Source organism: Burkholderia cepacia ATCC 25416 (genome assembly GCF_001411495.1).
Classification (GTDB): Bacteria; Pseudomonadota; Gammaproteobacteria; order Burkholderiales; family Burkholderiaceae; genus Burkholderia; species Burkholderia cepacia.
Map to the genome: position 1 here is coordinate 1,481,878 of NZ_CP012982.1, position 22,361 is coordinate 1,504,238.

18 protein-coding genes are annotated in these 22,361 nt (G+C 68.1%); 8 read left to right on the top strand and 10 right to left on the bottom strand.

Annotated elements, in window-relative coordinates; translation table 11 throughout:
* The first annotated feature begins 8 nt into the window (after window positions 1–8).
* From APZ15_RS23990 to APZ15_RS24005, 4 genes are read left to right on the top strand one after another with little or no spacing between them, the layout of a single operon-like run.
* Complete coding sequence (locus tag APZ15_RS23990; RefSeq protein ID WP_027790344.1) at window positions 9–1,061, top strand: porin; 1,053 nt, start codon at window positions 9–11, stop codon at window positions 1,059–1,061.
* Between the two features lie 10 nt (window positions 1,062–1,071).
* On the top strand, window positions 1,072–2,394 hold the full coding sequence (locus APZ15_RS23995; protein ID WP_027790343.1) for an MFS transporter: 1,323 nt from the start codon (window positions 1,072–1,074) through the stop codon (window positions 2,392–2,394).
* A 38-nt stretch (window positions 2,395–2,432) separates the two neighbouring features.
* Window positions 2,433–3,587 (top strand): acyl-CoA dehydrogenase family protein, encoded by a 1,155-nt coding sequence (locus APZ15_RS24000; RefSeq protein WP_027790342.1) that lies wholly within the window; start codon window positions 2,433–2,435, stop codon window positions 3,585–3,587.
* 38 nt (window positions 3,588–3,625) lie between these two features.
* Window positions 3,626–4,564 carry an alpha/beta hydrolase gene (locus APZ15_RS24005; RefSeq protein ID WP_027790341.1) on the top strand — a complete coding sequence of 313 codons (939 nt, stop codon included), beginning with the start codon at window positions 3,626–3,628 and terminating at the stop codon, window positions 4,562–4,564.
* Window positions 4,565–4,622: 58 nt separating this feature from the next.
* Here the strand turns inward: APZ15_RS24005 and prpF are convergent, their stop codons facing one another.
* The 4 genes from prpF to prpB form a co-directional block, all read right to left on the bottom strand.
* Window positions 4,623–5,816, bottom strand: coding sequence for a 2-methylaconitate cis-trans isomerase PrpF (gene prpF, locus APZ15_RS24010; RefSeq protein WP_027790340.1), 1,194 nt, complete (start codon window positions 5,814–5,816; stop codon window positions 4,623–4,625).
* A gap of 24 nt (window positions 5,817–5,840) precedes the next feature.
* Window positions 5,841–8,435 carry a Fe/S-dependent 2-methylisocitrate dehydratase AcnD gene (gene acnD / locus APZ15_RS24015; protein WP_027790339.1) on the bottom strand — a complete coding sequence of 865 codons (2,595 nt, stop codon included), beginning with the start codon at window positions 8,433–8,435 and terminating at the stop codon, window positions 5,841–5,843.
* Window positions 8,436–8,517: 82 nt separating this feature from the next.
* A complete protein-coding gene (gene prpC, locus APZ15_RS24020; protein WP_027790338.1) occupies window positions 8,518–9,690 on the bottom strand; it encodes a bifunctional 2-methylcitrate synthase/citrate synthase in 1,173 nt (390 codons plus the stop codon).
* A 115-nt stretch (window positions 9,691–9,805) separates the two neighbouring features.
* The gene (prpB, locus tag APZ15_RS24025) at window positions 9,806–10,699 is read right to left on the bottom strand and encodes a methylisocitrate lyase (protein ID WP_027790337.1); all 894 of its coding nucleotides are present in this window, start codon (window positions 10,697–10,699) and stop codon (window positions 9,806–9,808) included.
* 170 nt (window positions 10,700–10,869) lie between these two features.
* Between prpB and prpR the strand changes: the two genes are divergently transcribed.
* Window positions 10,870–12,852, top strand: a complete 1,983-nt coding sequence (gene prpR, locus APZ15_RS24030; RefSeq protein ID WP_027790336.1) for a propionate catabolism operon regulatory protein PrpR — start codon at window positions 10,870–10,872, stop codon at window positions 12,850–12,852.
* A 47-nt stretch (window positions 12,853–12,899) separates the two neighbouring features.
* Here the strand turns inward: prpR and APZ15_RS24035 are convergent, their stop codons facing one another.
* Window positions 12,900–13,541, bottom strand: coding sequence for a CGNR zinc finger domain-containing protein (locus APZ15_RS24035; protein ID WP_027790335.1), 642 nt, complete (start codon window positions 13,539–13,541; stop codon window positions 12,900–12,902).
* 252 nt (window positions 13,542–13,793) lie between these two features.
* Here APZ15_RS24035 and APZ15_RS24040 point away from each other — a divergent pair, with 252 nt between their 5' ends.
* On the top strand, window positions 13,794–14,177 hold the full coding sequence (locus APZ15_RS24040) for a VOC family protein (protein ID WP_027790334.1): 384 nt from the start codon (window positions 13,794–13,796) through the stop codon (window positions 14,175–14,177).
* A 189-nt stretch (window positions 14,178–14,366) separates the two neighbouring features.
* On the opposite strand, the gene APZ15_RS24045 is transcribed toward APZ15_RS24040, so the two are convergent.
* Entirely contained in the window at window positions 14,367–15,215 is an 849-nt protein-coding gene (locus tag APZ15_RS24045; RefSeq protein ID WP_027790333.1) for an ureidoglycolate lyase, read from the bottom strand.
* 665 nt (window positions 15,216–15,880) lie between these two features.
* Here APZ15_RS24045 and APZ15_RS24055 point away from each other — a divergent pair.
* On the top strand, window positions 15,881–16,702 hold the full coding sequence (locus APZ15_RS24055; RefSeq protein ID WP_027790332.1) for an IclR family transcriptional regulator: 822 nt from the start codon (window positions 15,881–15,883) through the stop codon (window positions 16,700–16,702).
* Between the two features lie 194 nt (window positions 16,703–16,896).
* Window positions 16,897–17,448: a hypothetical protein gene (locus tag APZ15_RS24060; protein ID WP_027790331.1), complete on the top strand. Its 552-nt coding sequence runs from the start codon at window positions 16,897–16,899 to the stop codon at window positions 17,446–17,448.
* 658 nt (window positions 17,449–18,106) lie between these two features.
* Here the strand turns inward: APZ15_RS24060 and APZ15_RS24065 are convergent.
* The 4 genes from APZ15_RS24065 to APZ15_RS24080 all read right to left on the bottom strand — a co-directional run bounded on the left by APZ15_RS24065 (window position 18,107) and on the right by APZ15_RS24080 (window position 22,332).
* A complete protein-coding gene (locus tag APZ15_RS24065) occupies window positions 18,107–20,464 on the bottom strand; it encodes a GNAT family N-acetyltransferase (RefSeq protein WP_027790330.1) in 2,358 nt (785 codons plus the stop codon).
* 603 nt (window positions 20,465–21,067) lie between these two features.
* Complete coding sequence (locus APZ15_RS24070; protein ID WP_027790329.1) at window positions 21,068–21,367, bottom strand: H-NS histone family protein; 300 nt, start codon at window positions 21,365–21,367, stop codon at window positions 21,068–21,070.
* Between the two features lie 103 nt (window positions 21,368–21,470).
* Window positions 21,471–21,743, bottom strand: coding sequence for a hypothetical protein (locus APZ15_RS24075; protein WP_048023821.1), 273 nt, complete (start codon window positions 21,741–21,743; stop codon window positions 21,471–21,473).
* 61 nt (window positions 21,744–21,804) lie between these two features.
* A complete protein-coding gene (locus APZ15_RS24080; protein ID WP_021159648.1) occupies window positions 21,805–22,332 on the bottom strand; it encodes a BON domain-containing protein in 528 nt (175 codons plus the stop codon).
* Window positions 22,333–22,361: the final 29 nt, after the last annotated feature.

A 22,361-nucleotide genomic window follows, 5' to 3' on the forward strand; every position in this document is an offset into this window, starting at 1 on the left:
ACACCTTCATGCAACGGAAAGCATTCCTGATCGGCGCGTGCGTGCTGAGCGCCACGTCGGCGCACGCATCGTCGGTCACGCTGTACGGGATCGTCGACAGCTACGTCGAATTCGACCGCATCGGCAGCCTGTCGAGCCTGCGGCAAAGCGGCGGCGGCTCGTCGACGAGCCGCATCGGACTGACGGGCGTCGAGGATCTCGGCGGCGGCACGTCGACGAAGTTCGTGCTGGAAAGCGGCTTCTCGCCGGCCGACGGATCGTTCCAGGGCGGCACGCTGTTCTACCGGCAGGCCTACGTGTCGCTGCAGAACACGCGCTACGGCGACCTTCGGCTCGGCCGCCAATACACGCCCGCGTTCTACGTCGTGTACGACGGCGATCCGTTCGGGCTCAACGAACGGCTGTCGCCGCTCGCGCTGCTCGCGACGTCGACGGACACGATCACGAGCAACACGACGCCGCCGATTCCGCGCTTCAACCAGGCGGCGTCGTACCTGAGCCCCGACTGGAACGGCCTGCGCGTGATGGCCACGTACGGCTTTCCGACGCCCAACGCGCTGTCCACGCAGGCCGGGCGCAACTACGGCGCCGGGCTCCAGTACCGGATCGGCGGCCTCTATCTCGGCGCCGGCTTCCAGGGCGACACGTCGGCCGGCAACCTGGCGCCCGTCGTCTCGCCGTCGACGACGCGCCACTACGTGTTCGCGGCCAACTACGCATTCGCGCGCGTCAAGCTGTACGCCGCGTTCCTGTACGGCGTCGGCACGGCGGCGCACCTGCCGGCGTTCTCGACCGCGAGCGCCGGCGCGTCGATCAACGTCGGCGCGCTCGATCGCGTGCTCGTCTCGGTCGTGCGTCGCGACGTGAAAGGCTCGGCGAACGACGCGACCGCGCTCGGCATCGGCTGCGACCATCCGCTGTCGAAGCGCACGTCGCTCTACGCCCGCTATCTGTACGTGAAGAACGGCGGCGGCGCCCGCAACACGGTCGTCGTCGGCCTGCAGCCGCAACCGGGCGGCACCGGGCAGGTGTTCGCGCTCGGCATCGCCCACCGCTTCTGACGGAGTGTCCATGACCCCGACCCTTTCCACTCACGCGGCCGCCGCCGGCGATCACGCGACGCAGGCGCTCTACCGCCGGATCTCGCGCCGGCTGCTGCCGTTCCTGATCCTCTGCTACACGCTGTCGTTCATCGACCGGATCAACATCGGTTTCGCGCACGCGCAGATGGCCGCCGAACTGCACTTCTCCGACGCCGTCTACGGGCTCGGCGCGGGCATCTTCTTCATCGGCTACATGGCGTTCGAGATTCCGAGCAACGCGCTGCTGGCGCGGATCGGCGCACGCAAGACGATTGCCCGGATCATGGTGCTGTGGGGGCTCGGCTCGGCCGCGACGATGTTCGTCACGACGCCCGCGCAGTTCTACGCGTGCCGCTTCCTGCTCGGCGTGTTCGAGGCCGGCTTCTTCCCCGGCATCCTGTTCTATCTCGGCGCGTGGTATCCGCCGCGGCAGCGCGCGAAGGCGTTCGCGCTGTTCATGACCGCGCTGTACCTCGCCGGGCTGATCGCCGGCCCCGTGTCGGGCGCCATCCTCTCGTTCTTCGACGGCGCCGCCGGCCTGAGCGGCTGGCAGTGGCTGTTCCTCGTCGAAGGGCTGCCGAGCAGCGTGCTCGGCCTCGTCGCGCTGCGCTTTCTCGACGACCGGCCGGACGACGCGCGCTGGCTGTCGGACGCCGACAAGGCCGCGCTGCGCGCCGCGCACGCGCACGCCGAAGCCGCCACGCCGGACGCGAACGCGGCACGGCCGCTGCTTGCGCACCGCGATTTCTGGCTGCTGTGCGCGGCCAATTTCGCGATCGCGGCCGCCGGCTACGCGCTCGTGTTCTGGATGCCCGTGATCCTGCATCGCGGCGGCCTGCATGGCGCGATGCGGATCGGGGTGCTGTCCGCGCTGCCCTACCTGTGCGGCATCGTCGGCATGCTCGCGATGGGCTGGCGCACCGCGCGGCGGCGCGAATGGCGCGGGCACGGCGCGGTCGCGATGCTCGCGTGCGCGGCCGCGCTCGCCGGGCTGGCGAGCACCACCGGCACATCGCACCTGATGATCGCGCTCTGCGTCGCGGTCGCCACGCACGCCGCGGCGCTGCCCGCGTTCTGGGTGCTGCCGGGGCTCGCGCTGCCGAAGCGCTCGATGGCGGTCGCGATCGCGGCGATCACGATGTCCGGCGCGATCGGCGGGTTCGCGAGCCCGTTCCTGATGGGCGTGCTCAACACGGCCACCGGGTCGATGCGCGGCGGCCTCTATTTCAACGCCGCGCTGCTCGCGGCCGGCGCCGTCGCCTTGCTCGGCACGCTGCGCACCCGCGCGGTGTCGCGCACGAACGCCGGCTGACGGCATCGCCCCCCCTTTACTCACCCTCATCGACTCCCATGAATTTCGACCTTGAACTCGAACACCGGATGATCCGCGACCTCGTCGCACGTTTCGTGCAGGACGAGCTGATCCCGCTCGAAGCAGCGGTCATGGCCCGCGAGGCCGACGGCCAGCGCTTCGGGCTGCTCGACGAAGAACGCGCCCACCTCGACGAGCGTTCCCGGCAGCTCGGCCTGTGGGGCCTCGACGCGCCGCTCGACGCCGGCGGCTCGGACCTGCCGGCCGTCGCGATGGTCGGCGTCAACGAAGCGATCGGCACGACCGTGACGCCGTACATCCTGCCGCCCGATTCGCCGAACCTGCGGATGCTTTGCGACGTGGCCGACGACGCGCAGCGCGCGCGTTATCTCGAACCGTACGCACGCGGCATCACGCGTGCCGCGATGGCGATCTCCGAGCCGGGCGCCGGCTCGGACCCGGGCGCGCTGTCGACGACGGCCGTGCGCGACGGTGACGGCTGGGTGCTGAACGGACGGAAGATCTGGATCAGCCACGCGCCCGAAGCCGACTGGACGATCGTGATGGCGCTCACCGATCGAAGCAAGGGCAAGCGCGGCGGCATGTCGGCATTCATCGTCGACCGCGACACGCCCGGTTTCATCATCGAACGGCGGATCCCGATGATCGGCGGGCTGTCGACCTACGAAATCGTGCTGGACGACTGCCGCATTCCCGCCGCGCAACTGCTGGGCCAGGAAGGTGCCGGCTTCGCGCCGATGCAGACACGGCTCGCGAACCGGCGGCTGGAGATGGCCGCATGGTGCATCGGCCGCGCCGAGCGCGCGGTCGCGATGCTGTGCGACCATGCGAAACAGCGCAAGACCTTCGGCGTGCCGCTCGCGGAACGCCAGGCGGTCCAGTGGTGGGTCGCCGACGCGCTCACGCAGATCCACGCGTGCCGCCTCATGACCTACGAAGCGGCCGCGCGCGTGGATGCCGGGCAGGATGCACGCACGCAGATCTCGATGGTCAAGGTGTTCGCCACCGAAATGGCGTCGAGCGTCATCGATCATGCGATGCAGACGCTCGGCGCGATGGGCATGACGAAGGAAATGCCGTTGCAGCAGATGGCCAGCGAAGCGCGGCTGATGCGCATCTTCGAAGGCCCGACCGAGGTGCACCGCTGGGTCATCGCGCGCAGCGCGCTCTGACCGCGGTGCACCACCCACCTTCACGATGGAGCCATGCGTTGGACACCCTGCATCTCGTCGCCCCCGAAATCCGCCCGCTGCTCGAGACCTGGCCGACCGTCACGCTCGGCATCGACAACCTCGCGCAGTCGCGCGAACGCGTGCTGCCGCTGCCGCCGCCCGACCTGGCCGGCAGCACGCTCGAACGCCGCACGGTGCCCGGCCCGGCCGGTGCGCCGGACGTCCCGGTCCTCGTCTACCTGCCCGACCATCACGTGCGGCCGCTCCCGGCGATCGTTCACCTGCATGGCGGCGGCTTCGTGCGCGGCAAGGCGAAGGATCTCGAGGCGGTGCACCGGCCGCTCGTGACGCAGCTCGGCTGCGCGCTGATCTCGATCGACTACCGGCTCGCGCCTGAAACCGTGTTTCCCGGCGCGATCGAGGATTGCTACGCGGCGCTCGCGTGGGTCTTCCGCCACGCCGATACGCTAGGCATCGATGCGTCGCGGATCGGCGTGGCGGGCGAGAGCGCGGGCGGCGGACTCGCCGCGTCGCTGGCGCTGCTGGCCCGCGACCGCGGCGAATACCGGCTCGCGTTCCAGCATCTGATCTACCCGATGCTCGACGATCGCACCTGCACGCGCACGCCGCACCCGCATGCCGGCGAGTTCGTCTGGCACGCGGCCAACAACCGGTTCGGCTGGACCTCGCTGCTCGGTCACGCGCCGGGCATCGACGGCGTCTCGCCCTACGCGGCGGCCGCGCGCGCCACGCGGCTCGACGGCCTGCCGCCCGCGTTCCTGTCGGTCGGCTCGCTCGACCTGTTCCTCGACGAAAACCTCGACTATGCGCGGCGCCTGCTCCGCGCGGGCGTGCCGACCGAACTGCACGTGCTGCCCGGCGGCGTGCACGGTTTCGACATCGTGCCCGGCGCGCGCATCGCCGAAACGGCGCGCCGCCTGAGCCACGACGCGCTGCGCCGCTTCCTGCACGGCTGACGAAAACGACGCGGGCGGCCGAAGCCGCCCGCATCCGCGCCGATACCGCCGGCAACGATCAGAACGCGTCGCCCGGCACCCGCACCCAGCCTTCCATCAGCACGCGCGCGCTGCGGCTCATGATCGCCTTGGTGACGGTCCACTCGCCGTTCTCCTGCTGCTGCGCTTCCGCGCCGACGCGCAGCGTGCCCGACGGATGCCCGAAGCGCACCGCGTTGCGTTCGCCGCCGCCCGCCGCCAGGTTGACGAGCGTGCCGGGGATCGCCGCGGCCGTGCCGATCGCGACCGCCGCCGTGCCCATCATCGCGTGGTGCAGCTTGCCCATCGACATCGCGCGCACCAGCAGGTCGACATCGCCCGCGTTCACGCGCTTGCCGCTCGACGCGACGTAATCGGCCGGCTTCGCGACGAACGCGATCTTCGGCGTGTGCTGCCGCGTCGCGATTTCATCGAGCGTGTCGATCAGGCCCATGCGCAGCGCGCCGTGCGCGCGGATCGTCTCGAACTTCTCGAGCGCCTTCGCATCGCCGTTGATCGCGTCCTGCAGCTCGGTGCCCGTATAGCCGATCGCTTCCGCCTCGACGAAGATCGTCGGGATGCCCGCGTTGATCATCGTCGCCTTCAGCGTGCCGACGCCCGGCACCGCGAGATCGTCGACGAGGTTGCCGGTCGGGAACATCGACCCGCCCGCGCCTTCCTCCTCGGCGGCCGGGTCCATGAATTCGAGCTGCACTTCGGCGGCCGGGAACGTGACGCCGTCCAGTTCGAAGTCGCCCGTCTCCTGCACCGCGCCGTTCGTGATCGGCACGTGCGCCACGATCGTCTTGCCGATGTTCGCCTGCCAGATCCGCACGGTCGCGATGCCGTCGCGCGGCACGCGCGACGGATCGACGAGCCCGCCGCTGATCGCGAACGGGCCGACCGCCGCCGACAGGTTGCCGCAGTTGCCGGTCCAGTCGACGAACGCGCGGTCGATCGCGACCTGCCCGAACAGGTAGTCGACGTCGTGGCCGGGCCGCGTGCTCTTCGACACGATCACCGTCTTGCTGGTGGACGACGTCGCACCGCCCATCCCGTCGATCTGCTTGCCGTACGGATCGGGGCTGCCGATCACGCGCAGCAGCAGCGCGTCGCGCGCGGCGCCCGGCGCCTGCGCGGCATCCGGCAGGTCCTGCAGCCTGAAGAACACACCCTTGCTGGTGCCGCCGCGGATATAGGTCGCGGGAACCCTGATTTGAGGAATGTGAGCCATGTCCGTGTTCTCTCCGTGGGCCCGTCAGGCCGCCTGCGACGATTCGAGGAAGTCCTGCGCGAAACGCTGCAGCACGCCGCCCGCCTCGTAGATCGACACTTCCTCGGCCGTATCGAGCCGGCACGTCATCGGCACCTCGACGCGCTCGCCGTTCTTGCGGTGAATCACGAGCGTCAGGTCGGCGCGCGGCGTGCGCTCGCCGATCACGTCGAAGGTTTCGGTGCCGTCGATGCCGAGCGTCGTCCGGTTCGTGCCGGGCTTGAACTCGAGCGGCAGCACGCCCATCCCGATCAGGTTCGTGCGGTGGATCCGCTCGAAGCCTTCGGCGGCGATCGCCTCGACGCCCGCGAGCCGCACGCCCTTCGCGGCCCAGTCGCGCGACGAGCCCTGGCCGTAGTCGGCGCCGGCCACGACGATCAGCGGCTGCTTGCGATTCATGTACGTCTCGATCGCTTCCCACATCCGCATGACCTTGCCTTCCGGCTCGACGCGCGCGAGCGAGCCCTTCTTCACCGCGCCGTCGACCACCGCCATCTCGTTGATCAGCGTCGGGTTCGCGAAGGTCGCGCGCTGCGCGGTCAGGTGGTCTCCCCGGTGCGTCGCGTACGAGTTGAAGTCTTCTTCCGGCAGGCCCATCTTCGCGAGGTATTCGCCGGCCGCGCTGTCCAGCAGGATCGCGTTCGACGGCGACAGGTGGTCGGTCGTGATGTTGTCGCCGAGCACCGCGAGCGGGCGCATGCCCTGCAGCGTGCGTTCGCCGGCCAGCGCGCCTTCCCAGTACGGCGGACGGCGGATGTACGTGCTCTGCGGGCGCCAGTCGTACAGCGGCGCCGCGCGCTCGCCCGCATCGGCGCTGCGCGCGAACATCGGCTCGTAGACCTTGCGGAACTGCTCGGGCTTCACGCTCGACGCGACGATCGCGTCGATCTCCTCGTCGGTCGGCCAGATGTCCTTCAGCGTGACGGGCTTGCCATCGTGGTCATGACCGAGCACGTCCTTCTCGATGTCGAAGCGGATCGTGCCGGCGATCGCATACGCGACGACGAGCGGCGGCGATGCGAGGAACGCCTGCTTCGCATACGGGTGGATGCGGCCGTCGAAGTTGCGGTTGCCGGACAGCACGGCCGTCGCGTACAGGTCGCGATCGACGATCTCCTGCTGGATCTTCGGGTCGAGCGCGCCCGACATCCCGTTGCAGGTCGTGCACGCGAACGCGACGATGCCGAAGCCGAGCTTCTCGAGTTCGGGCAGCAGGTTCGCTTCTTCCAGGTACAGCTCGACCGCCTTCGAGCCGGGCGCGAGCGAGCTCTTCACCCACGGCTTGCGCGTGAGGCCCTTCGCGTTCGCGTTGCGCGCGAGCAGGGCCGCGGCGATCACGTTGCGCGGGTTGCTGGTGTTCGTGCAGCTCGTGATCGCGGCGATGATCACCGCGCCGTCGGGCATCTCGCCCGCCTTCTCTTCCCACTGGCCGGCGATCCCGCGCGCGGCGAGGTCGGACGTCGGCAGCCGCTTGTGCGGGTTCGACGGGCCGGCCATGTTGCGCACCACGCTCGACAGGTCGAACGTCAGCGTGCGCTCGTACTGCGCATCGTTCAGCGTATCGGCCCACAGGCCCGCCGCCTTCGCGTAGGTCTCGACGAGCTTCACCTGCTCGTCGCTGCGGCCGGTGAGGCGCAGGTAGTCGGTCGTCTGGCCGTCGATGAAGAACATCGCGGCCGTCGCGCCGTATTCGGGCGCCATGTTCGAGATCGTCGCGCGATCGCCGAGCGTGAGGCTCGCCGCGCCTTCGCCACGGAATTCCAGATACGCGCCGACCACCTTTTCCTTGCGCAGGAACTCGGTCAGCGCGAGCACGATGTCGGTCGCGGTGATGCCGGGCTGGCGCTTGCCGGTCAGCTCGACGCCGACGATGTCCGGCAGGCGCATCCACGATGCGCGGCCCAGCATCACGTTCTCCGCTTCGAGCCCGCCGACGCCGATCGCGATCACGCCGAGCGCGTCGACGTGCGGCGTGTGGCTGTCGGTGCCGACGCAGGTGTCCGGGTACGCGACGCCGTCCTGCGCCTGGATCACCGGCGACATCTTCTCGAGGTTGATCTGGTGCATGATGCCGTTGCCCGGCGGGATCACGTCGACGTTCTCGAACGCCTTCTTCGTCCACTCGATGAAGTGGAAGCGATCCTCGTTGCGGCGATCCTCGATCGCGCGGTTCTTCGCGAACGCGTCCGGATCGAAGCCGCCGCACTCGACGGCGAGCGAGTGGTCGACGATCAGCTGCACGGGCACGACCGGGTTCACTTTCGCCGGGTCGCCGCCGCCATCGGCGATCGCGTCGCGCAGGCCCGCGAGGTCGACGAGCGCCGTCTGCCCGAGGATGTCGTGGCACACGACCCGCGCCGGGAACCACGGGAAGTCGCGTTCGCGCTTGCGCTCGATGATCTGCTTCAGCGAATCGGCGAGGATCGCCGGATCGCAACGGCGCACGAGGTTTTCGGCGAGCACGCGCGACGTGTACGGCAGCGTGTCGTAGGCGCCGGGCGCGATCGCGTCGACCGCGGCGCGCGCGTCGAAATAGTCCAGCGACGTGCCGGGCAGGGGTTTGCGGTTGGCGGTATTCATGATGTGGGGCGGAATTCGGGGTAAGACGTTCCGCGCGCGCCGGCGGCCCGCATCACGGGCGCCGGCGCGCGCGGCGGGCGTTTCAGCGCTTCTCGATCGGCACGAACTGCAGGTCTTCCGGACCGGTGTAGTTCGCGCTCGGGCGGATGATCTTGTTGTCGATACGCTGCTCGATGATGTGCGCGCTCCAGCCCGACGTGCGCGAGATCACGAACAGCGGCGTGAACATCGCGGTCGGCACGCCCATCATGTGATACGACACCGCACTGAACCAGTCGAGGTTCGGGAACATCTTCTTCGCTTCCCACATCACCGATTCGAGGCGCTCGGCGATGTTGTACAGCTTCAGGTCGCCCGCTTCCTTCGACAGCTTGTGCGCGACGCCCTTGATCACCTTGTTGCGCGGATCGGAGATCGTGTAGACCGGGTGGCCGAAGCCGATCACGACTTCCTTGTTCTCGACGCGGCGGCGGATATCGGCCTCGGCGTCGTCCGGCGAGCTGTAGCGGCTCTGGATTTCATATGCGACTTCGTTCGCGCCGCCGTGCTTCGGCCCGCGCAGCGCGCCGATCGCGCCGGTGATCGCCGAGTAGATGTCCGAGCCCGTGCCCGCGATCACGCGGCCGGTGAACGTCGACGCGTTGAATTCGTGCTCCGCGTACAGGATCAGCGACGTGTGCATCGCCTCGACCCACGACTTCGACGGCGTCTTGCCGTGCAGCAGGTGCAGGAAGTGGCCGCCGATCGAGTCGTCGTCGGTTTCCGTTTCGATGCGCTTGCCGTTGTGCGAGAAGTGATACCAGTACAGCAGCATCGAACCGAGCGATGCCATCAGGCGGTCGGCGATGTCGCGCGCGCCCGGCAGGTTGTGGTCGTCCTTCTCCGGCAGCACGGTGCCGAGCACCGACACGCCCGTGCGCATCACGTCCATCGGGTGCGCGGATGCCGGGATCTGCTCGAGCGCGGCCTTCAGCGCGTTCGGCAGGCCGCGCAGCGCGCGCAGCTTCGCCTTGTACGCGGCCAGTTCGGTCAGGTTCGGCAGCGTGCCGTGAACGAGCAGGTGCGCGATTTCCTCGAATTCGCACGACTCGGCGACGTCGAGAATGTCGTAGCCGCGATAGTGCAGGTCGTTGCCGGTCTTGCCGACCGTGCACAGCGCCGTGTTGCCGGCCGTCACGCCCGACAGCGCCACCGATTTCTTCGGCTTGAATGCGCCTGCGGCGGCCGGTGCTGCTGCGTCTTTCGTCTCGCTCATCTTTCCGTTCTCCAATATGTATCGTGGGTGTCATGTCCGCCGGGCGCGGCACGGGTGCGCGCGGCCCGGTTTCATGCAAGGCATGCCGGGAATCGTGCCCGGCGCGCGGGCCGCGTTACTTCTTGCCCTGCGCGAACAGCTCGTCGAGCTTGCGCTCGTATTCGTGATAGCCGAGGAAGTCGTACAGCTCGGCGCGCGTCTGCATCGTCGGCACGGCCGCCTTCTGCGTGCCGTCGCGGCGCAGCGTCTCGTAGAAGTTCAGCGCGGCCTTGTTCATCGCGCGATACGCGCCGCAGCAGTACAGCGCGATGTCGACGTTCGCCTCGCGCAGCTCGTCGAGCGTGAACAGCGGCGTCGAGCCGAACTCGGTCAGGTTCGCGAGGATCGGCACCTTCACGGCCGCCTTGAAGCGGCGGTAGTCGTCGAGCGTCTTCATCGCTTCCGGGAAGATCATGTCCGCGCCGGCCTCGACATAGGCCACCGCGCGCTCGATCGCCGAATCGATCCCTTCGGCGGCGGCCGCGTCGGTGCGCGCCATGATCACGAATTGATCGTCGGTGCGCGCATCGACCGCGGCCTTGATGCGATCGACCATTTCGTCGGCCGGCACGACTTCCTTGCCCGGACGGTGGCCGCAGCGCTTCTGGCCGACCTGGTCTTCCAGGTGCACGGCCGCGACGCCGGCCTTGATGAACGAGCGCACCGTGCGCGCGATGTTGAACGCGCCGCCCCAGCCCGTATCGATGTCGACCAGCAGCGGCAGGTCGGTCGCGTTGGTGATCCGGTTCGCGTCGATCAGCACGTCTTCCATCGTGCTGATGCCGAGGTCGGGGATCCCGAGCGAGTTCGCGGCGACGCCGCCGCCCGACAGGTACACGGCCTTGAAGCCGACGGCCTGCGCCATCTTGGCCGCGTACGCGGTGATCGCGCCGACCACCTGCAGCGGCTGCTCGGCCGCGACTGCCGCGCGGAATTTCGCGCCGGCGCTCTGAAGATGCGTGTTGCTCATGAACGGCCTCCTGATGGAATGCCCGATAACAGCAAGGACCGGGCCAGCTCGCGGAATGTCGCTAACCCTCTGATTCTTAAGCAACCGGCACGGGCGATGCCGCACCCGGCGATTTCAATTCAGCAATTTCATGTTTCAAAAATGAAATCACGCGCGCATAATCGACCGCCATGGACCTCTCCTCGACCAAGCCCGTCGGCCCGGCGGATCGCGCGGCGCGCCCGCGCATCTGGGCGATGGGCATCAGCCGCCTGCGCGAACTCTTTCGCGAGATCGCCGGCGAATTCGACGAACGCGCCGACGTGCGCATCGTGACGCGCGCCTATGAGGATGCGCTCAGCGCGATCGCCGAGGCCGGCACCGCGCGGCCCGACGTGATCGTCGCGGCCGGCTCGAACGGCGGCTTCCTGAAGACGCGTGCGCAGGTGCCGGTGGTGGTCGTGTCGCCGACCGGCTTCGACGTGATGCAGGCGCTCGCGCGCGCCCGGCGCGACGCGTCGCGGATCGCGCTCGTCAGCGCCGGCGAAACGCCGCCCGAAGTGCGCCGCTTCGTCGCCGCATACGGCCTCGACGTGCAGTTTGCGTCATATCAGTCCGCGCAGGAAGCGGAAGCCTGCGTGCACGAGCTGCGCGACCGCGGCATCGAGACGATCGTCGGCCCCGGCCTCGTCACCGATCTCGCCGCCAGCGCCGGCATGGGCGCGGTGTTCCTGTATTCGCACGCGTCGGTGCGCAAGGCCGTCGAGACGGCGCTCGAAGTCGCGTACGCGACGCATGCCGAGGCGTTCCGCCGCCAGCGGCTCGACAACCTGCTCCAGCACCTGCGCGACGGCGTGGTCGCGCTCGACGCGCGCGGCCGCGTGGAGGCGATCAACGAGCGGCTCGCGTCGGCGCTCGGGGTCGAACCCGCGGCGGCCGTCGGCCGCGCGCTCGTCGACCTGCGGCCCGAGCTGCGCACGCTGCGCGGCGAGGACGGCGACGCGCTCGCGACCGTGCGCGGCGTGCGCTACGTCGTGCATCGCGGGCCGCTGGTCGATCGCGGCGTCACGTCGGGCAGCGTGCTGACGTTCCAGGAATCGCGCGCGGTCGAACGGCTCGACCGCGCACTGCGTTCGCAGCCCACCACGCAGCAGTTCGCGGCGCGCTACGCGCTCGACGACGTGGTCGGCGCATCGGCGCCGATGGCGCGCGTGCGCGATCTCGTGCGCCGCTACGCGAAATCCGACGCGACCGTGCTCGTGCTCGGCGAAAGCGGCACCGGCAAGGAAATGATCGCGCAGAGCCTGCACGCGCTGTCCGCGCGGCGCAGCTACCCGTTCGTCGCGGTCAATTGCGGCGCGTTTCCGGAAGCCCTGCTCGAAAGCGAGCTGTTCGGCTATGAGGAAGGCGCGTTCACCGGTGCGCGGCGCGGCGGCAAGACCGGCCTGTTCGAAGCCGCACACCGCGGCACGCTGTTTCTCGACGAGATCGGCGAGATGCCGCCGTCGCTGCAGAGCCGGCTGCTGCGCGTGCTGCAGGAGCGCGAGGTGATCCGCCTCGGCTCGACCGAGCCGATCCGCATCGACGTGCGCGTGATCGCCGCGACGCACCGTCCGCTGCTCGCCGCCGTCGAGGCCGGCACGTTCCGCGCGGATCTCTATTACCGGCTCAACATCCTGAACGTCGGCCTGCCGCCGCTGCGCGAGCGCGCAGCCGACATCCCGGCGCTCGCGGCCACGCTGCTCGTGCAGGCCGCACGACGCGAACCGCGGCTCGCCGAGCGCCTGCGCGACGCCGACGATGCCGCGCGCGTGCTCGGCGCGACGCAGGCCGGGCTCACCCGCTACCGGTGGCCCGGCAACGTGCGCGAACTGCAGAACGTGATCGAGCGGATCGCGGTGGAGCTGGCCGAGGAAGCCGACGAAAACGATCCGGCCGCCGCCTGCGGCACGCTCGATCCCGACGCGCTGCAGGCGATCGCGCCCGAGCTGTTCGCGGCGCCCCCCGACGCGGCCGACGCCGACGATGCGCAGACGCTGCACGCACGCCGCCGTCGCGCGGAAACCGACGAGATCCGCGCGGTACTCGACGCGTGCGGCGGCGACCGCGATCGCGCATGCGCGATGCTCGGCATCAGCAAGACGACGCTGTGGCGGAAGTTGTCGGTGAAATAGGCAGGCCTGATGCGGCGCGCCGGCGCGCGCCGGCGTAACGAGGAACGTCAGTCGACCTTGTGATAGTGGCGGTACGCCTTCGCGCGATTGCCGCACGACGACATCGAACACCAGCGGCGGCTGCCGTTCTTGCTGTCGTCGATGAACAACCACTGGCAGGCGTCGTTCGCGCAACGCTTGACCTTCGCGAGCCGCGCGCCGCCGAGCAGGTCGATCGCCGACCACAGCACCGGGCTCAGCAGCGCCGCGAGCGCGCCGCCTGCGCCGCCGATCCGCCACGCATAGGCGCCGTCGATGCGCGCCAGCGCAACGCGCGGCGCCGCTTCCGCCAGAAAGCCGCCAAGCAGCGCCAGGTCGTCGGCATGCGGCTCGCGCTGCTCGGCCTGCGCATGAAACAGCCGATACAGCGCCTCGCGCAGCGCGAGTGCGCGCGCGAGCATCGCCGGCTCGTCATCCTTGTCCCGCACTCGACACGCGTCGGCCAGACCGGCCGGTATGCACGCCTGCTCGCGGCACCACGTCAACAGGTCGTCCAGCGTCCCGAAGGTCTCCGTCGGCGTGTCGGCGCCGCGCCAGTACAGCGTGTTCGCGAAATCGATGCTCAGCGTTTCCGGCGGCGCCGGAATCAGGCAGTCCGTCGTGACGGAAGGTTGCGTTTTGCTCATGACGCGATCGTATCTAACCAGCATGCCGGTTGACAAGCATCCGGGCGCTTTCTAACATAACCGGCATGGTGGTTAAAAACGGTTGACTGCACTGCGCCCTTTCAGCTCAAGGAGACACAGATGATCGATCGCCTTTTCTTCAGCGTTATCCACAACGACCGCAGCCGGGTGTTCGACGACAGCACACTCGGTGCGCTCCGCTACAAGCGGCTGGCATCGTGCTTGTAGGCAGCTTTGCCGTCCTGACGTCCCCTCTTCAGTTCAAGGAGCCCACAGATGATCGATCACCTTTCCTTCGGCGTTGCCCACATCGACCGCAGCCGCACGTTCTACGACAGCACGCTCGGCGCGCTCGGCTACAAGCGGCTGTATAGCGACGACGGCTCGATCGGGTACGGCGAGACCGAGCCGGTGCTGTGGCTGCAGCATGCGGCTCGCCCCATCGCCGCCGATCCCGATTCCGGGCTGCACCTGTCGTTCAAGGCCGCGTCGCCCGTCGAGGTCGACGCGTTCTACCGCGCCGCGCTCGAGCACGGCGGCCAGGACAACGGCGGGCCCGGCAAGCGCGAGCACTACGGCCCCGGCTATTACGCGGCGTTCGTCGTCGATCCCGACGGATATCGGCTCGAAGCCCATTGCGAGCTGGACAACGTCGTCTGATCCGGTTCGTACCGACGCGGGTGAACGACAAGGGCCCGATTCCGCATCGCGCGGAATCGGGCCCTTGTCGTTGTTTTTGCTGCATCGAGGTTCGGTCGCGACGCTCGCCGTGGGCAAGCACGCCGATGCCGGGCGGCGCGGCCGGCTCGCGGCCGATTGCCCCGCGATCCGCCCGCGTCGGGCACGCGCTTACTGCGCGTTGCGCGTGCTCTGCAACTGCTCGCCGAGCCCGTCGATCCCGAGGCGCACCGTCTGGCCGGCCTTCAGGAACACCGGCGACGGCTTGATGCCCATCCCGACGCCCGGCGGCGTGCCCGTCGTGATCACGTCGCCCGGCTGCAGCGTCATGCAGCTCGACAGATAGGCGATCAGCTGCGCGACGGTGAACACCATCGTGCGCGTGTTGCCGTTCTGATAGCGGTGGCCGTCGACCTCGAGCCACAGGTCGAGACGCTGCGGATCGGGCACCTCGTCACGCGTGACGAGCCACGGGCCGATCGGGCCGAACGTGTCGAAACCCTTGCCCTTGTCCCACTGGCCGCCGCGCTCGATCTGCCATTCGCGCTCCGACACGTCGTTGACGACGCAGTAGCCCGCGACGTAATCGAGCGCGCGCGCTTCGTCGACGTCCTTGCAGGTCGCGCCGATCACGACGCCCAGCTCGACTTCCCAATCCGTCTTGACCGAACCCTTCGGGATGTCGATGCCGTCGTTCGGGCCGCAGATCGAGCTCGTCCACTTGCCGAACACGACGGGCTCCTTCGGCACCGGCATGCCGGCTTCGGCCGCGTGATCGGCGTAGTTCAGGCCGATGCCGATGAACTTGCCGACATGGCCGACGCACGCGCCGATGCGCGGCTCGCCCGACACGAGCGGCAGCGTGGCCGGATCGATTGCACGCAGACGCGCGAGACCCGCGTCGGACAGCACATCGCCGGACAGATCCGGCACATGCGCCGACAGGTCGCGAATCCGGCCGTCCGCGTCGAGAATACCGGGCTTTTCCTGGCCGGACGGGCCATAACGAAGCAGTTTCATCGTGCTCAACCTCTGTTGTCGAATGGGACAGGATACCGGCCGACGCCGCTCTTCGCGGCCGCGTGCCGGACTGATTGTCGATCGTCGATTGCGCGCGTCGGCGCCGCATCCGGCATGCCGTTCGACGCGCGAGGGTCGCGCGGGCGCAGCGATCGTGGCGCCACACGGAAGTATGGCGCGCATCGAACGAGCGGCCGCCGGTCTGCGCATCGGCGACGACGGCCCGGCACCCGCGACATGGCCCGGCCCGTACCGGCCGGCGTCACGCGCGGCCGCACCGTCGCTGGCCCGCCAGTCTTTGTACCATCGGCCGCGCACGATGAAATGACGCGCGACGGATACCGACTATTGGTGCGCCCGCGGGCGCTGCGGCGCAGCATCGCGGGCGGCGGCGCAGCCCGATTTCCTTTCGAATACCTTGAACCGGTGCCACCTGTCATGAATACCGGGTATTCGGAGCTTCCCTGTCATCCTGAAAACAAATTGATCCGTTCTTGTTAGGTAACGATCGGTAAAAAGACGCTGCATTGCACACTAAATGTTTGTTGTTAAGCTCGGACGGATGGCGTGCGTCGCCACACGCGAGCCCGACACAGGCGAAGTGCAGAATCGGTCAGCGTGCGTCGCCAATCGATCGACAGTAATCCCCCAACCTCACATCGACAATGCAAACAACCAACGACCTGCTTCCCGGCTGCGACGCACGGGAATCGATGGGCACAATCGACCGTTATCGCGCACCCGCGCTCGACAAGGGTCTCGACATCCTCGAACTCCTGTCGGAGCAGAAAGAAGGCCTCACCCGCACCGAAATCACGAAGGAACTCGGCCGCAACGCGAGCGAGATCTACCGGATGCTCGAACGCCTCGTCGCGCGCCGCTACGTGATGCGCTCGACCGGCGGCGACCGCTATACGCTCAGCCTCAAGCTGTTCTCGCTCGCGCACCGGCATCCGCCGATGAGCAGGCTGATCGCCGAGGCGCTGCCGCCGATGCAGCGCTTCGCCGATTCCTCGGAACAATCGTGCCACCTGTCCGTCTACGATCGCGGCAACCTGCTCGTGATCGCGCAAGTCGACGGGCCCGGCCCGTGGGGTGTGTCGGTCCGGCTCGGCTCGCGCATCGGGCTCGCCGATACGGCATCGGGGCGGGTGATGCTGTCGTTCCAGGGCGCCGAGCAGCGCGCGCACATGCTCGCGGAGCACCGCAAGGTCAAGGGCGAAGCGCCGCTGAACGAGCAGGAACTCGCGTACGCGTGCCAGTCCATCCGGCAGGCCGGCTACCTGCGCCAGGACAGCCGCCAGGCGTACGGCGTGACCGACCTGACCGCGCCGATCCTCGGGCCGTCCGGCCATGCGATCGCGGTGCTGACCTGCCCGTACATGCGCCGGATCGATGCGCACATGGCGCCGTCGGTCGACGCGGTCGTCGATGGGTTGCGCGAAACGGCCGCCCATCTGTCGATGTGCCGCACCGAAACCTGCTGACACAGCTGACCCTGCCGACACGCAGGCTCGTCGGAACGCACCGGGTACGGCGCGATTGCGCCGATCCCGGTCGCCCGCGATCACGCCGGTGCGAGGCGCGACGCACGGTGCCATATCGTGCGTCCACGGCGCTACGCTAAAATAGCGGCCCTCTCAAAAACTACGGCGGCCGGTTGTCGCGGCCGTCGTGTCCGATGGATGTCATGGCCAAACTTCTGAACGATCAAGAATTCCAGCGTTTCTCCGAACTTCAGCAGAAGCAGGCAAGCTTCACGATCACGCCCGAGGAGGCGGACGAACTGCGCGATATCGTCGCGCGCGCGCAGAAGAAGCGCGACGATCGTGCCGCCGCGATGCAGGCGATCGAGAACTACATCGAGCAGTTCGACATCACGCCCGACGAACTCTTCTCGCCCGAGCAGATCGGCGACGCGGCCCGCACCTACGGGCTCATCACGGCGACCAAGAAGGAACGCACGCTGCCGCCGTCGATCACGTTCAACGGCAAGCCGTACCAGTGGACCAAGACGCTTCCGGACGACGTGCGCGGCGCGCTGTTCGAAGCATTCACGTCCGGCGAATCGGTCAAGCGCTTCATCGCGATGCCGAAGGACATCGCACGCTGCGCACTGACGATCGCCCGCCTCGAGCGCGAAACCGGCGCCGTCTATGCCGATTCGCACCTCGAGGAACTCGCGATTTCGCGCGACCAGGTGAACGACGCGGCGGCGAAACTCGCTGCCTGAATGTAAGCGCGGGCACGGTTCATGCGTGCCCGCCCCCTGCTCAACGCCGACCTTGGCCGGCGTTGCGCTTGCGCAAGCCGTGCGTCCGGACACTCCCGAAAAGTCTCACCCTGGCGTCCCGCAAGCGCTCACCCACACCTCCCGAAAAAGCTCACCAAGGCTCCCGGATGTGCTCACCGAAGCCTCCCGGATGTGCTCACCGACACGTCCCGCAGCCCCTCACCGATGTGCCCCGGAAAGGCTCACCGACGCCTCCCGCAGGTACTCACCGGCCACTCCCGGGAAGGCTCACCGAATGCTCCCGTATCGGCTCACCTCGACCGTCCTGGAGAAGCTCACCGGTGGCTCCTGAAAAATCTCACCTTTTGGGCAGGCTCGAATTTTCGAGGCTGAAATACGGCGGCAAATACGTGTGAACATCGCGCGGAAAACTACGACGCGCGACGGATATCGCGGCAAACGAAACGCGTCTCGCGATGCCTGCCGTATGCGTGTCGTTGTTTCCATCGCGAACAGGCAGCGACACGTTCGCCGTTGTTTCGCTCGCGAGACCGGTTCGAATGCCCGGCATTCGTGACCGGAAACATCCGCAACGTGCCGGGAAGCCGGGGACATCGACGGCATACGGCGTCCGTGCGCGCCGAACCGCCGACGGACGCTACGGCTGCAGCTTCATCCTGAAGCCGACGACACCGGGCTCCTCCGTCGTCGACACGGCGAAACCGCACGACTTCGCAAGCGCGATCATCGCCGAGTTCTCGCGCAGCGCCTCGCCGATCATCCATGCGGTTCCGCGCGAACGCGCGTAGTCGATGATCCGGTTCATCATCAGCCGGCCAAGCCCCTTGCCCTTCTGGTCGGGTCGTACCGCGATCGCGAACTCCGCCGTCTCGTTGTCGGGATCGGCCACCGCGCGCGCCACCGCGAGCGTGTGGTCGCGCCCGGACACATCGGTGAACGACACGATGAAGGCCATCTCACGGTCGTAATCGATCTGCGTCATGCGCGCCACCTGTGAATGATCGAAGCTGCGCACCGCACCGAAGAATCGCATCCGCAGATCGTCCGGTGTCATCGCGCCGAGCAGCTCGTTGTGCGCGGCCTCGTCTTCCGGACGGATCGGGCGGATCGTCACCGTCTCGCCGCGCCACTCGAGCGTCTGTTCGAGGTGGCGCGGATACGGCATGATCGCGAGCCGGCTGCGGCCCGTGGCCAGCGTGATACGCGGTGCGATCACTTGCGCACGGTCGGACAGCACGCGCAGCGTGACCGACATCGCAACGACTTCACGCACGTCGCAGACGACCTGCGACAGCGCCGTCAATGCGTCGAGCGTCGGCTCGACGGGTGTGCGGCGTGCATACGGCGAGCGTTCCATCACCGCGCGGGCGAGCACGGTGTTCAGCGGCGGCAGGCCATAGACGACGAACGGCGCCGATACGCCGTCCGCGGGCGGCACGGCATAGCGAAACACCGGGCCGAAGTTCGCATCGTCGTACATGTCGACCGTGACATCGACGACTTTCGTGCCGGCCGGCTCGGCGGCCTGCTCGCCCTGCAGGCCGAAACGGGACAGCCAGCCCAGCGCGGCTTCGCCGGTCAGCTCATGCTCGCCGGCTTCGACCATCCGGCGCGCGTCGGCCTGCGCGGATGCAACGCACTCGGCCGGCTGCAGCGGCGTGCCCTCGGGCGTTTGCATCAGCAGTTGCCGCCCGAGGTTGTAGTCGACGAGACGCGCATACGCGCGTGCGAGCCGCTGCGGCGTGGTGTGCACGGGAATGCCGTTCGCGTGCAATGCATCGCGCGTCGCCGCGTCGACCGCGCCGAAGAAACACGCGAGGATGCCGCGATGCGCGTACTGCCGCGCTTCGATCAGCGTGTGCGCGACCGCGTCGGCCGGCGCGCTGTGGGAAGTCGAATGGACGACGAACAGCGTGCCCGTTTGCGGGAACGGCGCGAGCGCCTTGACCGCCGCGGCAAAATGCTCGGGCCGCGCATCGTCGCCCAGCGTCAGCGGATTGCCGGGCGACGCGAGATGCGGCAGCGCGACCGAGACGGCCGACGTGGCGGCGGGCGGCCAGTCGGCCAGTACGTCGCGCACGTCGGACACCGCGTCGACCGCGAGTTTCGCGACCCCGGCATCGCTCGTCACGAGCGTGGCCGCGCCGCGCGCCGTGACGCGGCCGACGCCGAGCGTCTCGATCTCGTCGAGGAGGTCGTCGAGCGCATCGACCCGCACCATCCCCGCGCGCTGGAACGCCGCCGTATAGAGCGCGTCGCCGGGATCGGCACGCCCGGTGCGCAAGGCGAGCACCGGCTTGTTGCGCGCGGCCGCGCGGGCGGCGGACATGAACTTGCGCGCCGCGCGCACGGTATCGAGTTCGAGCAGGATCGCGCGCGTGCCGGGGTCGCTCGCGAGATAGTCGAGCACGTCGCCCGCATCGACGTCGGACTCGCTGCCGAGCGCGACGACATGCGAAAAACCGAGGCCCCGTGCGTCGGCCCAGCCGAGCACCGCGTTCGTCAGCGCATTCGATTGCGACACCCACGCGACACCGCCCGATCGCGCCGTATAGGCCGGTGCGCCGAAATGGGCATGCCGTCCGGGCGACAGCACGCCGAGGCTGCCCGGCCCGACGATACGGAGCACGAACGGCTTCGCCGCCTTCAGTGTGCGATCGAGCGCGGCGCGATCGGCATCCGTGCGCGCCTCGCCGACGATCACCGCCACGCGCGTGCCGAGCTCGCCGAGCTTGCGCACGATGCCGGCCCAGGTCGCGGGCGGCGTGCAGATCACGGCAACCGACGGCGGTGCGGGCAACCGGTCGACATCGGCAACGACCGCATGCCCGTGCAGGTCACGATACTTCGGATTGACGGGCCACACGGGCCCCTGGAACGCGCCGTCGAGCACGCGCGACCATACCATCGCGCCGATACTGCCCGCGCGCGACGACGCGCCGACGACCGCAACGGACTTGGGCTGGAACAACGCATCGAGATGGCGAACGGTCACATCGGCTCCCTGCGGTAACGAAAGACGACCCGATCGGCATGCGGCACGGACAGGCCATACACCGATCGACGCGAACCCCAAGCATAGGCGAAGCGCATGCGGCTGCCTATATGCCGGACGGCCGACTATTCGACAGACGTCAACGCACGCACCATGGGCCTGTGACACGAGCACGAAAGCCGTCGCCGCGCGCCGGGCGTCCACATTCGCTCGACGCAGCCGGCGTTCGCATTCGGCGCGGCGCTGTGTCCGCTTCGTCAAAGGTGAGGATTTACAGGAGCTATGGTGAGTAAATTCGGGAATTGCACGGCGCGACGCGCAAACACGCGAAAGGTGATCGGAATTCGCGACGCGCGTGCACCGCGAGAATGGCGCGAGCCAATGCAGATGTGCCGTGAAATTGCGGCGCTGTTTACCGAAAATCGCCGCGATATGCAGCCGAATCGCAGCGAATTCGCAAAACGGGATCCGTTAATTGCGCGGCATCGCAGTTCAATACGCCGTCGGAAATCGCGCGGGGAATGCACAAAAACAAAACGGTGCGACGGCGGCATGGCCGTTCGCACCGTCGGTCGGCACGCGAAAGGTGAGAATTTTCGGGAGTCAGTCCTTGATCAGGAAACGCGCGCGATTCTTGCCGAGCCACGTCGGCGACCGTCCACGGCCACTCCACGTTTCACCCGTCTTCGGGTTCAGGTACTTCGGCGGCGACGTACGCTTCGGCTTCGCGGCGGCAGCGGCCGCCCCTGCCGCACGGAACCCGAGCTCTTCCGGCGTAATGTCGTATTCCTCGATTTTCGCGCGGATATCGGCAATCGCATCGGCAATCGCCTTTTCGCGTTCCTTGTCGATCTTTTGCTGAAGCCGTTCGAGCTGCGCGGTCAGTTGCCTGTAGGTCGCCATATGGATGGGACTCCGTGAGTGTTATTCGTGAAAAATAGGTGACTCTCAGCAAACAGAAAAGCGCTTCGCCCGATCGTGATCTCCCCAGCCGGTTATCTCGAGGTCAATAACCGCTCTTCTTCTTGCACGCGAAGAGAAGATTTCGCGTGGCGTCATCGCTCGATTGCTGAAGCACTTCGAAATCCCCGTTGCAGATCGCCCGGGCATTGTCCGTGCAATTGCTCCAGTCGCTGCCGGTGCATTGCACCTGGGTAGTCGGACGCCCGTCCGAAGTGAACAGCGGCGCGCTGCCGCCACACCCGCCGAGCCCGGCAACCAGACCCAGCACAACGGCCGCCCGAGGCCACCGACAGACCGACGCAAGCATGTGTTTCATTGTTCTTCCCGTCAACCTTTTTTTGAATGTCGCGAGTATGCCATGCGCGGCCCTTTCTCCGTCAGTCCGGCGTGCGGCCGGGTTGCCCGCGCGCCTTGTACGGCAAGCGCTTGCGCGGATCGTCGGTGATGCGAACGAACACCTGCTCGACGTCCGGAATCGCCTCGAGCTCACGCTGCAATGCCTGCCGGTCGAACGCCGTATCGGCACATCCTTCGACGTAAATGAAACGCCGCTGCACCGTGATCCACAGGCTCGTGCCGTGCAGTCGATCGGAGCCGGCGAAGTGTGCCTTCACGGCGTCGGCGATCGGTGCGTCATACATGTAGGAGTTCGGCTTCGTGCAGCGGTGCGCGAGCCAGCACGTGGTGCCGCGTTCGGCACGGTAATGCGCGTCGTCCGTCATCTCGGCCCGGGTCATCCACGGGCCGAGCGGCAACGGGCATTCGGCCACGTCCCGCGACAGCGCAATGAACGGATCGTTGTACCAGTTGCGCCGCGCCTCGGGCGCGTCGGCGTCGCCGGACTGCGCGAGCGCGGCGCTCGCCAGCAACAGCGTCAGCCATCCTGCGATGCCGATCCGTTTCATCGTGCTCTCCTGTTCGATGCCGCACGTCC

Excerpts from the sequence above, each read along its gene's own strand:
- APZ15_RS23990 (WP_027790344.1), top strand. The coding sequence starts at position 9 with ATGCAACGGAAAGCATTCCTGATCGGCGCGTGCGTGCTGAGCGCCACG.
- APZ15_RS23995 (WP_027790343.1), top strand. The coding sequence starts at position 1,072 with ATGACCCCGACCCTTTCCACTCACGCGGCCGCCGCCGGCGATCACGCG.
- APZ15_RS24000 (WP_027790342.1), top strand. The coding sequence starts at position 2,433 with ATGAATTTCGACCTTGAACTCGAACACCGGATGATCCGCGACCTCGTC.
- prpF (WP_027790340.1), bottom strand. The coding sequence starts at position 5,816 with ATGGCTCACATTCCTCAAATCAGGGTTCCCGCGACCTATATCCGCGGC.
- acnD (WP_027790339.1), bottom strand. The coding sequence starts at position 8,435 with ATGAATACCGCCAACCGCAAACCCCTGCCCGGCACGTCGCTGGACTAT.
- prpC (WP_027790338.1), bottom strand. The coding sequence starts at position 9,690 with ATGAGCGAGACGAAAGACGCAGCAGCACCGGCCGCCGCAGGCGCATTC.
- prpB (WP_027790337.1), bottom strand. The coding sequence starts at position 10,699 with ATGAGCAACACGCATCTTCAGAGCGCCGGCGCGAAATTCCGCGCGGCA.
- prpR (WP_027790336.1), top strand. The coding sequence starts at position 10,870 with ATGGACCTCTCCTCGACCAAGCCCGTCGGCCCGGCGGATCGCGCGGCG.
- APZ15_RS24035 (WP_027790335.1), bottom strand. The coding sequence starts at position 13,541 with ATGCTGGTTAGATACGATCGCGTCATGAGCAAAACGCAACCTTCCGTC.
- APZ15_RS24040 (WP_027790334.1), top strand. The coding sequence starts at position 13,794 with ATGATCGATCACCTTTCCTTCGGCGTTGCCCACATCGACCGCAGCCGC.
- APZ15_RS24045 (WP_027790333.1), bottom strand. The coding sequence starts at position 15,215 with ATGAAACTGCTTCGTTATGGCCCGTCCGGCCAGGAAAAGCCCGGTATT.
- APZ15_RS24055 (WP_027790332.1), top strand. The coding sequence starts at position 15,881 with ATGCAAACAACCAACGACCTGCTTCCCGGCTGCGACGCACGGGAATCG.
- APZ15_RS24060 (WP_027790331.1), top strand. The coding sequence starts at position 16,897 with ATGGATGTCATGGCCAAACTTCTGAACGATCAAGAATTCCAGCGTTTC.
- APZ15_RS24070 (WP_027790329.1), bottom strand. The coding sequence starts at position 21,367 with ATGGCGACCTACAGGCAACTGACCGCGCAGCTCGAACGGCTTCAGCAA.
- APZ15_RS24075 (WP_048023821.1), bottom strand. The coding sequence starts at position 21,743 with ATGAAACACATGCTTGCGTCGGTCTGTCGGTGGCCTCGGGCGGCCGTT.
- APZ15_RS24080 (WP_021159648.1), bottom strand. The coding sequence starts at position 22,332 with ATGAAACGGATCGGCATCGCAGGATGGCTGACGCTGTTGCTGGCGAGC.